Genomic DNA, 13,622 nt, shown 5'->3' on the forward strand with positions numbered 1-13,622 from the left:
TTTATAAACTTAGAGCGTTCATAAAATAAAAGTAATCGCATGATTATAACACCGTTTGGGCGTTTTGCAATAGTTTTTTAAGGTGTGGCACGAGCGATTGCCCTCTCTGCCAGCACAAACTGGCGTACGTCATTTAGCATGGTTGTGTCAAAATTATGAATAAAGGCAAACGACAACTGCCTATCAGGGTCGCAGAACGCCACCGAGCCGTTATAACCCATGTGTCCGTAGGCGTTTGGCGTGTGTTGCAAGCTAAATAAGCGATGAAAACCCGACCGCCACCGCATATTGGCAGGCATGACCGCATCAAAACCGTCCACACGCACCGCACGCATGTCGGCAAGTACCGCAGGCGTGATGAGCGTTTGCCCTTGCCATACGCCACCATTGGCGTGCATGGCGTAAATAGTGGCTAGGGCGTGGGCGGTAGAGACCCCATTAGCGGCAGGAATGACCGCTTGCAACACCTTATCATGATGATATTCCACGCCATCACGTCCGTTTGGCATGAGTGCATTTTTATAATTGACAAGGTTCATCTTGGCGGTGTCAAAATACAGCTTATTAATGCCAGATGTGCCAAGTGTCTCCACCTTATCCGCCCACAATGGCGTGATGTCAAGCCCTGCATATACCGCCAACATCTCTGGGGTGTCAGGTTTTAGGGTTGGTTTGCGTTTGGTTGTGGGTGTACCATTAAAATACCGCACAGGTTTGGCAACTTGCCCCAATTTATCAGCAGGCACTCCATAATACAGCTCGCCCTGTATGCCTAAGGGCGTAGCAAGGTATTCATCCAGGGCGTGTTGCAAGGGCAGTCCTGTTACACGTTCCACCAATCCACCCAAAATCCACCCCGAGACCAACGCACTATACGCACTGCCATAGCCCTGCTCGTCCTGTCCTTTGGGGGTGTCAGGCGACATTTGGGCGACTTTGGCGGTCATCATTTGCCAGTCGGTCAGCTCATCGGTGTCATGGGTGAGCGTGGTAATGTTAAACAGCCCTGCGGTGTGAGTCAAGATGTGGCGTAGCGTGATATGCTCTTTACCCCCTACCCCAAACTCCACCCAATATGAACTAATGGGCGTATCATAGTCCAACAGTCCCTTTGAGACCAACACCGCCACAAGGGTCGCTATTACGCCTTTACCGATAGAGAAATTTACCGATAGCGTGTGGGCGTGCCAGTCTTGGTGTGGCAGGGCTTGCCCTATGGCGGTGTTTACCACCGTCTCGCCTTTGTGAGTGATGACAAGTGAACCACCGGCAGGCGAGTCGTCAAATTGTAATTTAGAAAGCAGTTTGGGAAAATCTTGCCACATGGTCTGTACCTAATGATAAAAATGGCTTATTGTATAAGAATTTGGGGGAAAATTCAAAGTGTGGAAATTGATTATTGTCGTTGGCAGGCAGATTGTATGCCACGCACCAAGTTATTTAAAAAATCATTTAAAAATTTATAAAATCATACTTCATTTTGAAATTAAAATGATAATTTATTGATTATCTTATAGTTATTTTTTGGGTTGTAGGAGCGAATTACATTCGTTCTTGATAGGTTAGTTCATTTAAAAGGTGTGTATTATGCACCCGACCAAATTTTTAAAATTTGCAAATTTAAAAAATTTGGCTCTGGTTCAAAAAGTATGCTACAGAGAAAACAGTTCGTGGCGAGCTTGAAACCTAACGGTTTTCCTACCCGCAGGCAGGCTCAGGGCGAACGGAAAACCTAGTTTGGCATACTTTTTAGACCACTACCAAAAATTTTAATTCCAAAAACCAAAAAGACAGGGCAAATCATCATCTGCCCTGCTCTTTTTCACTCATCATAAAAACGTAATTTTGCCGAGTAAATGCGGTTTTTCCGTCCCTGCCGCATACAGGGCAAAGGCTCGCCCATCGCTCTCTTGGCGTGCCACAAAGTCAATCTTGGACGGCAAGAAAATGGGCGTTTTAAATGACACGTCCACTCGGTACGCCTTCGGCAAATCATAAAATTGAGCAATGCTCGCCGCCTTTGACCACATGCCATGAGCGATTGCCTTAGGAAAGCCAAACGCCCGAGCCGATAAGGGGTGCAAATGAATTAGGTTAAAATCGCCCGACACGAACGCATACCGCCGTCCGATGTCTTCTGGGATATTAATCAGCTCCGCCCAACCATTCTCATCAGGCTCTAAGCGTGCCACGCTCTCAGACACAGACTTGACCGTGCGTTCATCGACAGGCTTTTTTTGGCGAGACAGATAAGTTGATGTCCCTTGCCATACCAGCTCATCATCGATATACACTTCGGTGATAAAATCAAAGGTCTGCCCCTTGTCATGGGGGGTTAGGTTGTCAAGTCGCACACTCATCTTGACCGTTTCGGTATCAAAAATCGGACGATACTGCGTAACGCTGTTTTCTAAATGCACCAGCCCAAGCATGGCAAAAGGAAAATCAGGCTTTGCCATCATGTTCATCTGCAACGTCTGCGACAACACCGCAAAATACGTTGGCGGTACACGCCCATCATCAATAAACCCACAAATTCGCCGATAGTCTCGCAAATTGCTCTGGTCAATGGCGAGTTTGTCCACTGCATACACCGAATCAGGCAATGCCCCTGCTCGGTTGTCGCCATGCGGAATCAAACTTTTGATAACGTTGGCATAAGTGGTGTGCATTTTTGGCAATTCTTTAAAATTTTGTTCTGCCATATCATACCTTTAATATAGAATAATTTTGGTAAATTTTAATGGATTTTTGGGGGAATGTAAATCAAAAATGTACAAGTGTACAGCTGATATATTTCCCATCAAAATTTACCAATGAATAAAATCACTCCCCAAGCACGCTTTGACCGCACACACGCACCACGTTACCATTGATTCCTGACGCTTTTGGCGACAGTAGCCACGAAATCGTCTCTGCCACGTCCACAGGCTCACCGCCTTGACTCATTGAGTTCATACGGCGACCAGCTTCACGAATGGCAAAGGGAATGGCACCGGTCATCTTAGTTTCAATAAATCCAGGGGCGACCGCATTGATACGGCGTGCCGAACCGTCTAGACTCTTGGCGGTCGCTTCTACCAGACCGATAACCCCCGCTTTACTCATGGCATAGTTGGTTTGCCCCAGATTGCCGGCAATGCCTGAGATACTAGACACACAGACGATACGAGCCGACTCGGACAAGCCATTGTTGGCAAGTAGGTAGTTATTAATGGTGCTAATGGCTTTTAGATTGATGTTTAGCACCAAATCCCATTTGTCAGCACTCATATTGGCTAGGGTCTTATCACGAGTAACACCAGCGTTATGCACCACACCATCCAACACGCCACACGCTTTTAAAATCTGCTCGCCAGCGTCCGTTTGAGTGATGTCCAGTGGCAAGGCATGACCGCCCAGATTGCCAGCGACTTTTTGTAAATCTGCCAAAGACGCAGGCACATCCAAGCAGTACAGCTGTGCCCCGTCTCGTGCCAACACTTTGGCAACTGACTCGCCAATGCCACGACTTGCCCCTGTAACTAGAATTTTTTTGCCTTTTAGGGGTTTGGTTTCGTCAAAATCGACCAACGACAGCTCATCGCCATTATCCTTGATATAGACCGCTTGCCCTGACACATATGCCGATTTTGCCGACATAAAAAAGCGTAAGGCATGGTCTAGGTGTTTTTCGGCACCGACTTGGGTGTATAGGACATTGGCGGTAATGCCTTTTTTGAACTCTTTGGCGACTGACTTGACAAATCCCAACACCGCCCGCTGTGCCAAGGTAAAATCAATGTCTGTGCCTGTACAGCAAGACGGACGAGCAATCAGCACAATCCGACCAGACGGTTTGATGCGACGGGCGATTTTATGGAAAAATTCATACACCGACTTTAAGCCGTCCGTGTCTTTGATATTGGTAACATCAAAAATCGCCACTTTAAAACGCACGTTCTCGTCCGTTAGACGGTCATCGAGCTTATCATTAGTGGTGATTTTGGCGTCCAATGCGGTCAAAATATTATTCACGCAACGGCTCACATCACTGTCGCCTATCGCCCCAAATGCCACTTCGCCACGCACCACAGGCTGACCTACTTCAAAGCGGTCAAGTTTAATGGGTGTGGGCAAACCCAGATTTTTTGCAACAGTTCTGCCCAGACCTGATTGCACCAATTCACCATAACGGTCGCTCATAGGAGTATCCTTTTGTTTGTAAATACGATAAGCCCCATTCTAGCATAAAAATAAATGTTGGCACAAAATTTTCTCTATTATAAAAATAAGTTATAAATTTTAAATAAATAACAAAAAATTAGTTAAGAAAGCAAAAAAATTTTCCTTTTTGAGTCAAATGATGATAAGCTAGGATAAGCTAAAATGATAGATACGATGTCATTTTTTGGGTTTTGATAAGATTGATTTTAGGATAATTTCGTGCAAATTTATTAGATTTTTATCTTAACTTATCTTAAAAACCATCTGCCAAAACCCTGTTACCTTTATCAATTCATTTCATTAAGGATAAGTCATGACCATCAAAAAAGTTGCCATTCTTGGCGGAAACCGCATTCCCTTTGCTCGCTCAAACGGTGCATACGCAGACGCCAGTAATATTGATATGCTCTCATCGGCGTTGGACGGTTTGGTTGCTCGCTTTAATTTGGCGGACAAAGAGATTGGCGAAGTGGTTGCCGGCACGGTCTTAAAACACAGCCGTGATTTGAACCTAACCCGTGAAGCCCTGCTAAACACCGCCCTATCGCCCACAACCCCTGCCTATGACATCTCGCAGGCGTGTGGCACAGGTCTGCAAGCCACGTTTGCCGTCGCCAACAAAATCGCACTGGGCATCATCGACAGTGGTATCGCAGGCGGGACGGACACGACATCGGACGCACCGATTGCACTCGGGGACGGCATTCGTAAACCCTTGCTTGCCATCAATAACGCCAAAACCGCCAAAGCTCGACTGACCGCCCTAACCCACATCAACCCCAAAGACCTACTATCATTCCCTGCCAATGGTGAGCCACGCACTCGCCTATCCATGGGCGAACACCAAGCCATCACCGCCCTAGAATGGAACATCAGCCGTGCCGACCAAGATGAGTTGGCATTTAACAGCCATCAAAATTTGGCTCGTGCGTATGACTCAGGATTTTTTGATGATTTGATGACTCCCTATAAAGGGCTAAACCGTGATAATAACTTGCGTGCAGACACCACGCTTGATAAACTTGCCACGCTAAAACCTGCCTTTGGTAAGCGTAACGCCAACCCAACCATGACCGCAGGTAACTCCACGCCACTGACCGACGGTGCGTCTTGTGTGCTACTTGCCAGTGATGACTGGGCAAGTGAGCACGGTTTTGAACCGCTTGCCTACATCACTCATCAACAAACGGCGGCTGTGGACTTTGTGGGTAAAAACGGGCTGACCGAAGGACTGCTTATGGCACCTGCCTATGCCGTACCAAAAATGCTCGCTCGTGCTGGTCTGACCTTACAAGACTTTGATTTTTATGAGATTCATGAAGCCTTTGCCAGTCAGGTACTCTCTACTCTCGCCGCTTGGGAGGATGAAAACTTCTGCAAAAACCGCTTGGGATTAGATAAGCCATTAGGTAGCATTGACCGCAGTAAGCTCAATGTCAATGGGTCAAGCCTTGCTGCAGGACACCCCTTTGCTGCCACAGGTGGACGTATCTTAGCAACCGCAGCCAAACTGCTCGCCCAAAAAGGCTCAGGGCGTGCTTTGATTTCTATCTGTGCCGCCGGCGGTCAAGGTGTTACTTGTATTTTAGAACGCTAATCATACAAAAATTACCCCAAACCAAAAACCCTAATCCATGACAGATTAGGGTTTTTGGTTTGGATTTAAATGGTATGCACTTCACTTTTTTACAATTTTCAATGACTTATCAGTTTTAAAATACATTTCTGCATTAAAGGGCGAATTGCAATTTTTCCCCTACATTCAAAATTTTTAACAAATCCAATTCCCTATTATTTAAAATAATTGGTAGTGGTCTAAAAAGTATGCTGAACTAGGTTTTCCGTTCGCCCTGAGTCTGCCTGCGGGTAGGAAAACCGTTAGGTTTCCCAAGCTCACCACGAACGGTTTTCTTTGTAGCATACTTTTTGAACCAGAGCCAAATAATTTACTGAAAAAAACGGATTATGTTAAATAATTTTTTAAATTTTAAGCCAATTCCCCACGCATTTGACCCAAAATACCCTTTATCAATAACACTCGTTAATTTTTTATTTGTCAGTGCCTTGTATTTTTGTAAGTTATATAATAACATAGCTTACTTTTTGCCAATCGGCTGACCTTAGGATTTTATCATGACTTTTAAATACACCGCCCTCGCCTGCTCACTTGCCACTACTCTAGCCCTGACCGCCTGCGGTAATGACGACAAGACAACTACCGCCACAGACAATGCCACGCCTGCCACGAGCGATAAGACACTCACGGTCGTTACCCCTTGGGAGATTACCAATGCTGACCCTAGCACGTCAGGCTTTGTCTATCAGCGTATGGGTATTGGCGAAACCTTGGTAGACGTGGACGAGGCAGGGGCGATTATCCCTGCCCTAGCCGAAAAATGGGAGACAGCCGACAACGGCAAAACATGGGTGTTTACGTTGCGTGATGATGTCAAATTCCATGACGGCACACCCATGACCGCCAAAGAAGTGGTAAACAGCCTAACGCTCGCCCTAAACAAGCCCACCGCCCTAGAAAGTGCTAATATCGAGCTTATCAAGGCAGTTGATGATAAAACGGTAGAATTCACTCTTGCTGAGCCTTTGACCACCCTACCGTCTTATTTGACACACGCCACCGCCATTATCCTAGCCCCAGCTTCCTTTGATGACAAAGGGCAAGCCACCAAAATCATCGGCACAGGGGCGTATCGGGCGGATAAAGTTGAGCCACCACAAAAGATTGAGCAGTCCGCTTATGCCGACTATTGGGGACAAAAAGCCCACATCAATCGCATTAACTACCTTGCCAACTCTCGCAGTGAGACCCGCACCCTGCTTGTCGAGAGTGGCGATGACCATTTGGTGTACACCCTAGACAGTGCCAGCCTAAAACGCCTACAAAACAACAGCGACCTACAAGTGGCAACCCAAACGCTCGCTCGCACCATTGCCATTAAGATGAACATCGCCAATCCGCTCTTTGCCGATAAGACCACTCGTCAAGCCCTATCTGATGCCATAGACCGTGAAGCCATTGCCAAATCGGTGCTACGCATTGGCGATGCGGGAGCGTATGAGCTACTACCACCCATGTTTGGCGGTTGGCAGGCAGGCGTGGCAAAATCCACCCCTGATTATCCTGCCATTAAAGCCAAACTGCTCGCCAATGGCTTTACCGAAGGGGCAAATGGCGTGCTACAAAAAGACGGCAAGCCCTTTACCATATCGCTCATCACGTTCTCCGACCGCCCAGAGTTACCGCTTATCGCCACCGCCTTACAAGACCAATGGCGTAAAATCGGTGTGGATTTACAAGTTAATATCACCAACTCATCAGAGATTCCGAAGGCTCATCAAGACGGCTCACTGCAAATGGCTCTGTACGCTCGTAACTACGGCAACACACCAGACCCACTGGCTTCACTACAATCCGACCTAAGCCCACAAGGCAGTGACTGGGGCGTGATGAATTACCAAAACCCCACACTTACCCAAGCTTTGCATGACATCGCCACCACAGCCGATGATGTCAAGCGAGATGAACTCAAAAAACAAGTCGCCACCATTTTGGCAGATGAGCGTCCGCTTATCCCTGTCGTGTACTACCAACAAAGTGCGTCCGCTCACAAGTCGCTACAAGGCTTGACCCTTGACCCCTTTGAGCGTAAATACAACCTAAATCAGCTTAAATGGTAATACTACGCCATGATAACCCAAAGAGCGACACACCATCGCTCTTTGACTTGTTTTTAACTCTCTTATTTGCTTCATACCTAAGTTTATGGTAACCATGTCATTATGCTAAAACTACTCACATCACGGCTTATCCAACTGCTCTTGGTCGTCTGGTCAGTCGGCACTTTGACCTTTGTTCTTATGCGAAGCCTGCCCGGCGACATGGCGTATCGTATCGCTGCGTCTCGCTATGGCTACGACCAAGTCACCGCAAGCTCTGCCGACCAAGTGCGAACCGAACTGGGGCTTGATTTGCCGTGGTATGAGCAGTATATAGCATGGTTTAGCGACCTGCTCCGCTTGGATTTGGGAGACTCGCTCGTCAGTGGGGCAAGCGTGTGGGACGAGATAGCCCACCAGTTTGGGCACACGCTGTCGCTGGCGTTTGTCGCTTTGATTATCTCACTCATCATCGCACCGCCCATTGGCATACTCTCTGCCCTGCGACCTAATGGGGTCTTTGACCGTTTTACCTTATTTATCGCCACCTTGCTCCGCTCCGCCCCCGCCTTTATCATTGGCGTGCTATTCATCACCATTTTTGCGGTGCATTTAAAATGGCTACCTGCCATCGGCTACGGCAAGCCGATTAACTACATCCTGCCTGCTCTCACACTCGCCTTAGGTCTGTCGGCGGTCTCCATTCGGGTCAGTCGTAATACAGCAGTGGCAGTGCTTGACTCTACATTTTATGAATTTGCCAAATTAAAGGGGTTAAGCCCTTGGCAGGCATTTAGACGACATGGCGTGCGTAACATTGCCATTCCCATTGTCGCCTATCATGGGGTACAGCTCATCTATCTCATCGAAGGCGTGGTCATCGTAGAGAGCCTGTTTGCATGGCCGGGTATCGGTCACGCCCTAGTTCACGCCATCATCGCCCGAGACATTCCAATGATACAAGGCTCGGCTTTGGTCATGGGCGGGCTGTTCGTGGTGTTAAACGCCGTCTTGGATGTCATCAACCGCTACATCGACCCCCGTTATGAAGCTCACTAAGTCTTATCAGCATTTGCCAAACTCCGTTATCAATTTGCCAATATTATGATTAAATACTTAAAAAACCTAACCCCCACTCAGCTTATCGGACTTATCATCTTGGCGGCACTCCTCATCTTTGCCTATGGTAGTCCACTCATACGCCCCCATGACATGGCACTGCAAAACCTAGATGTTATCCTATCTGCCCCCAGTGGCGAACACCCCTTTGGTACTGACCATCTAGGGCGTGATATGATGGCTCGCCTTGCGTCCGCCATTCGCTTGTCTTTTTCGCTCATTGTCGGCTCGGTGGGGGTGTCGCTCATCTTTGGGCTACTGTTTGGCTTGCTGGCGGGGATTTTTGGGGGAATTTTGGATAAGTTTTTTAACTTTATCTGCGATTGTATCATGGCATTGCCCGGTTTATTGTTTATCCTACTGTTTGCGTCTATCGCCCCCAACAGTTTTTGGTCGCTGTATCTGGGCGTATCACTTGTCATGTGGGTGGAGTTTTTTAAGATGACCCGTGCGATGAGCCTAACCTTACGCAAATCAAGCGAAGTACAAGCCAGTACACTCATGGACATGGGGCTGTGGTACATCATCAAACGCCACTATCTGCCACGGCTCGCCCCTGTCATGTGGACACTCTCGGCATTTGGGGCGGGTAATGCGGTGCTAGCCCTTGCCACGCTTGGCTTTGTCAATGTCGGTCTTAAACCGCCGACCGCCGAGCTGGGTCTGATGATGACCGAACTGTTTCCTTATTATTATGAAGCGCCTTTGGTGTTCTTTTTGCCGATTATCACCGTGTTTTTACTCGTGCTTTCATTCCAATTATTATCAGGCAAACAGGACGGCTAGTCATGCAAAACACCCAACCATCACAAGATATCTTAATTCAAATCAATAACTTATCCGTCCACACCACAGACGGTGCTACCTTAGTTGAGCCCATTAGCCTTAGCATAAAAAAGGGGCAAAATTTGACCATCTTAGGCGAGACAGGCTCAGGCAAAAGCCTGCTTGCCCAAGCGGTCATGGGGGCATTACCCAAGGGCTTGACGGTCAAAGGACAAATTCTCATCAACGGCAAAACGCTCCATGACGGACAAGGCGAGCTTGATGAACATCAATTTGCCAAGCTGTGGGGGCGTGATTTGACCATGCTCCCCCAAGAGCCAGTGCGTTCGCTTGACCCTACCATGACGGTATTTCGCCAGATTTGGGAGAGTCTGCATTTTGTCAAACGAGTTGATAACTCTGCTGCCAAAGACACCACCTTACGTACCTTAGAGCAACTCTCCCTAGCCCACGCCAAAGACTACTATCCGCATGAGCTGTCAGGGGGCATGGCACAACGTGCATCCTTTGCGCCTGCCACCGTGAGTGGGGCGTACATGGTTATCGCCGATGAACCCACCAAAGGGCTTGACCACACCAATAAAATCGCTGTCGTGGACATGCTCGCCCAAGTCGCCAAACAAGGCGGTTGCCTTTTGACCATCACGCATGACATCGAAGTCGCCAACCGTCTAAGCACTGATAACGACCTGCTCATGGTCATGAAAAAAGGTAAGCTCTTAGAGCAAGGGCAAGCCACCGATGTCCTACAAAATCCCAAATCCGACTACGCCAAAGAGCTGATGAGTGCCAACCCTGCCACATGGACAAAGGCGGACATCACGCCTGCTGAGACACCCCTTTTGACCTTAAAAGACGTGGCCATCAGTCGTGGCAACAAAGAGCTGTTTAGTGGGCTAAACATCACGCTCCATGCAGGGCAAGCGGTGGGACTCATCGGCGATAGCGGTATCGGCAAAAGCTCGCTGGGGGACGCCATTTGCGGGCTTATCAACCCGTCCAAAGGGGTGATGACATGGCACACCAAACCCAAACGCCACCAAGTGCTAAAACTCTACCAAGACCCACCGTCCGCTTTCGCCCAAAACATCACGCTCGGCACGCTCATCGATGACGTGGTCAAACGTCATCATCTTGATAAAAGCCAAATCGCCCCACTCATGGAAGCCTTACAGCTCCACCCTGACCTACTACACCGTACAAGCGAGAGCGTCTCTGGGGGCGAGCTTCAACGCATTGCCATCATGCGAGCTTTGATGATGAAACCTGTGCTACTGTTTGCCGATGAAGTTACCAACCGCCTAGATCCCATTACCCAAAAAACCACGCTAGACCTACTCACGCATGCTTGTCGCACCCAAAACTGCACACTGGTTATGGTCAGTCACGACCACGATTTGACACGGCATTACTGTGATACGGTGGTGGATTTGACGGGCTATCGGACGGTCTAAATTCTACAACGCCCCATACTGCGACCACCGCTCGCCTGTTTCATGGCGTGCTTTGTGGGCGTGTAGCTCGTAACAGGCCCAGATATTTACGCCAAACAGCACTATTATCGCTATCCATGCAATACCTTGCCCTTTGATGATGTTTTTGCTTTGCAGATATGTGAGCACGCCTGCGATGATGACGGTAAGTATCACATAACCCACACCCCAATCAAATATCCACAGATACACCCCAAGCATGATGAGTACCACCCAACTAACGCCTTGCAGAAAACGTAAAAATTTTGTCATGTTTTTGGTTTGTTTAAATTAAAGCCATTAGGTAAATGTGATTTACCCACACGTCCAAATATTAAAATAGATTTCCTGCAAAACCCCGAATTAAAAAACTGTTCGTGGTGAATCAAGTCGAACCATGAAGGTTTTCCGACCCGCAGGCAGGCTCAGGGCGAACGGAAAACTGGTTTTGCAGGAAGTTTAATCTACAACTGCTTAACAAAAAATAAAGGGCAACTACTTACCCTTTATTTTTTGTTTATGTCATGCTTACGCTGCAGGCTCGGTTTGGCTCTCTTCGCCCACTTCTACCACTGGCTCTTTGGTGTCAGGAGACGGCACAAACTTAGTCGGCTCTGGCACGTCTGCACTATCCTGTGGCACAGGAGTGCTTTGGGTTTTTGATGTATAGACCAGACCCAATGTGCGACTTGTGTCGGTACGCACTTTATCAAGCAGTTCTGGATTTTTTGCCAAATCCTGCCCATAAGACGGGATAATTTCCAAAAGTTTGGCATTCCATTTGCCCTGCACTTCATCAGGGAAAGATTTTGCCAACAAATCAAGCATCATGTTTGGCGATGTGGATGCCCCTGGTGAGGCACCGAGCAAGGCACTAAGCGTGCCGTCTTGGGATGCAAAAATCTCTGTACCAAACTGCAATTTGGCAGGCTCATTTGGCAGTTTTTTGATGATTTGCACACGCTGACCGCCTTGATTTTCTATCCAGTCGGCTTGCTTGGCTTCTGGATAATATTTACGCAGTTCCGCCATTTTTTGTTCAGGCGAGAGTGATACTTGACTGACCAGATATTTTACCAAATCCAAATTATCAAGCCCCACCGCCACCATAGGCAAAGCGTTATCTTTGGTCGCTGATGCCAATAAGTCAGTTTGCGAGCCATTTTTCAAAAATTTATTTGAATACGTAGCAAAAGGTCCAAACAGCACGTATTTTTTGCCGCCAATATAACGAGTATCGATGTGTGGCACGCTCATGGGCGGTGCTCCAAGTTCGGCACGTCCATAGACTTTGGCAGTGTGAGCATTGACCACATCAGGGTTATCGGTCATCAAGAATAGACCACCCACAGGGAAGCCTGCATAATATTTACTCTCAGGCAGTCCTGTCATTTGTAGCATTTTTATCGCCGCACCACCTGCCCCGATAAAGACACGGCGAGTCTTGGTGTGTGAGACACTATTATCGACAAGGTTTTTGACACTCACCGTCCATGTGCCGTCATCGTTACGGCTAATGCCTGTCACTTCGGTGCTCACTTTTAGGTTAAAATTGCTATTTTTGCCGAGATGATTGATGAGCTGTGTGGTAATTGCCCCATAGTTTACATCAGTACCGATGTCCATGCGGGTGGCGGCAATTGGCTGGCTGTCATCTCGCCCTTTGGTAATGAGCGGTGCCCATTGCCCTATCTCTGACTTGTCTTCGCTATAAATCATGTCGCTAAACAAAGGGGATTTTATCATGGCTTCGTGGCGGCGTTTTAGGAAATCAACACTGTCACCCCACACAAAGGCAATGTGTGGCACAGGATTGATGAATGTTTTGGGGTCGCCCAATACTCCGTTTTTGACTTGGTGCGTCCAAAACTGCTTGGAAATCTCAAACTGTACGGCAGTTTTTTCGGCACGCTCGATCGAGATACTGCCGTCTTCGGCTTCGGCGGTATAGTTCATCTCCATAAAGCCTGAATGCCCCGTGCCTGCGTTATGGAAACCGTTTGAGCTTTCTTGGGCGACTTTGTCAAGGCGTTCGTACATTTGGATTTTCCACGTCGGTTCAAGCTCCGACAGATACGTACCAAGCGTTGCCGACATGATACCACCGCCCACCAGCACCATGTCCACCACAGTTTCATCGCCTGCCAATTTGACCGGTTTGGTCGCCACAGGGCGGAACAAGAACAGTAGCACCGCCACCAAAACCACAATTAACAAAACCCCGACAATCATCAAGATTTTTTTCATTTTATTTGTTTTTGTCATAAAACACCTAAATTTACAATGCATTTGCAAACAAAAACGGACTTAATAGACTTCCTGCAAAACCCAAAAATGAGGAAAACCGTTCGTGGTGAGCTTGTC

At 47.8% G+C, this 13,622-nt stretch carries 9 protein-coding genes and 1 pseudogene; 5 read left to right on the plus strand and 5 right to left on the minus strand.

The window, feature by feature from the left end:
• Positions 1-77: 77 nt before the first annotated feature.
• From K941_RS0105525 to K941_RS0105535, 3 genes are all read right to left on the minus strand, one after another.
• The gene (locus K941_RS0105525; RefSeq protein WP_029102827.1) at positions 78-1,325 is read right to left on the minus strand and encodes an EstA family serine hydrolase; all 1,248 of its coding nucleotides are present in this window, start codon (positions 1,323-1,325) and stop codon (positions 78-80) included.
• 504 nt (positions 1,326-1,829) lie between these two features.
• A complete protein-coding gene (locus K941_RS0105530) occupies positions 1,830-2,705 on the minus strand; it encodes a MaoC/PaaZ C-terminal domain-containing protein (protein WP_029102828.1) in 876 nt (291 codons plus the stop codon).
• A 121-nt stretch (positions 2,706-2,826) separates the two neighbouring features.
• A complete protein-coding gene (locus K941_RS0105535) occupies positions 2,827-4,185 on the minus strand; it encodes a 3-oxoacyl-ACP reductase (protein WP_029102829.1) in 1,359 nt (452 codons plus the stop codon).
• A gap of 334 nt (positions 4,186-4,519) precedes the next feature.
• Here K941_RS0105535 and K941_RS0105540 point away from each other — a divergent pair, with 334 nt between their 5' ends.
• The 5 genes from K941_RS0105540 to K941_RS0105565 all read left to right on the plus strand — a co-directional run bounded on the left by K941_RS0105540 (position 4,520) and on the right by K941_RS0105565 (position 11,240).
• Complete coding sequence (locus tag K941_RS0105540) at positions 4,520-5,803, plus strand: acetyl-CoA C-acetyltransferase (protein ID WP_029102830.1); 1,284 nt, start codon at positions 4,520-4,522, stop codon at positions 5,801-5,803.
• Positions 5,804-6,339: 536 nt separating this feature from the next.
• The gene (locus K941_RS14850; protein ID WP_051225905.1) at positions 6,340-7,902 is read left to right on the plus strand and encodes an ABC transporter substrate-binding protein; all 1,563 of its coding nucleotides are present in this window, start codon (positions 6,340-6,342) and stop codon (positions 7,900-7,902) included.
• Between the two features lie 102 nt (positions 7,903-8,004).
• Positions 8,005-8,940 (plus strand): ABC transporter permease, encoded by a 936-nt coding sequence (locus K941_RS0105555; protein WP_029102831.1) that lies wholly within the window; start codon positions 8,005-8,007, stop codon positions 8,938-8,940.
• Between the two features lie 45 nt (positions 8,941-8,985).
• Positions 8,986-9,786: an ABC transporter permease gene (locus K941_RS0105560; protein WP_036387619.1), complete on the plus strand. Its 801-nt coding sequence runs from the start codon at positions 8,986-8,988 to the stop codon at positions 9,784-9,786.
• Positions 9,787-9,788: 2 nt separating this feature from the next.
• Positions 9,789-11,240: an ABC transporter ATP-binding protein gene (locus K941_RS0105565; protein WP_029102833.1), complete on the plus strand. Its 1,452-nt coding sequence runs from the start codon at positions 9,789-9,791 to the stop codon at positions 11,238-11,240.
• 3 nt (positions 11,241-11,243) lie between these two features.
• Here K941_RS0105565 and K941_RS0105570 read toward each other — a convergent pair whose 3' ends face one another.
• Both K941_RS0105570 and mqo read right to left on the minus strand, forming a co-directional pair.
• The gene (locus tag K941_RS0105570) at positions 11,244-11,531 is read right to left on the minus strand and encodes a hypothetical protein (RefSeq protein ID WP_029102834.1); all 288 of its coding nucleotides are present in this window, start codon (positions 11,529-11,531) and stop codon (positions 11,244-11,246) included.
• A 360-nt stretch (positions 11,532-11,891) separates the two neighbouring features.
• Positions 11,892-13,505 (minus strand): annotated as a pseudogene (mqo, locus tag K941_RS14855) (malate dehydrogenase (quinone)); the annotation flags it as partial.
• Positions 13,506-13,622 lie beyond the last annotated feature (117 nt).

The organism is Moraxella caprae DSM 19149 (genome assembly GCF_000426885.1).
Taxonomy (GTDB): domain Bacteria; phylum Pseudomonadota; class Gammaproteobacteria; order Pseudomonadales; family Moraxellaceae; genus Moraxella; species Moraxella caprae.

What these genes read in the sequence shown, in the direction of transcription:
- K941_RS0105525 (WP_029102827.1), bottom strand. Translation starts at nt 1,325, where the DNA reads ATGTGGCAAGATTTTCCCAAACTGCTTTCTAAATTACAATTTGACGAC.
- K941_RS0105530 (WP_029102828.1), bottom strand. Translation starts at nt 2,705, where the DNA reads ATGGCAGAACAAAATTTTAAAGAATTGCCAAAAATGCACACCACTTAT.
- K941_RS0105535 (WP_029102829.1), bottom strand. Translation starts at nt 4,185, where the DNA reads ATGAGCGACCGTTATGGTGAATTGGTGCAATCAGGTCTGGGCAGAACT.
- K941_RS0105540 (WP_029102830.1), top strand. Translation starts at nt 4,520, where the DNA reads ATGACCATCAAAAAAGTTGCCATTCTTGGCGGAAACCGCATTCCCTTT.
- K941_RS14850 (WP_051225905.1), top strand. Translation starts at nt 6,340, where the DNA reads ATGACTTTTAAATACACCGCCCTCGCCTGCTCACTTGCCACTACTCTA.
- K941_RS0105555 (WP_029102831.1), top strand. Translation starts at nt 8,005, where the DNA reads ATGCTAAAACTACTCACATCACGGCTTATCCAACTGCTCTTGGTCGTC.
- K941_RS0105560 (WP_036387619.1), top strand. Translation starts at nt 8,986, where the DNA reads ATGATTAAATACTTAAAAAACCTAACCCCCACTCAGCTTATCGGACTT.
- K941_RS0105565 (WP_029102833.1), top strand. Translation starts at nt 9,789, where the DNA reads ATGCAAAACACCCAACCATCACAAGATATCTTAATTCAAATCAATAAC.
- K941_RS0105570 (WP_029102834.1), bottom strand. Translation starts at nt 11,531, where the DNA reads ATGACAAAATTTTTACGTTTTCTGCAAGGCGTTAGTTGGGTGGTACTC.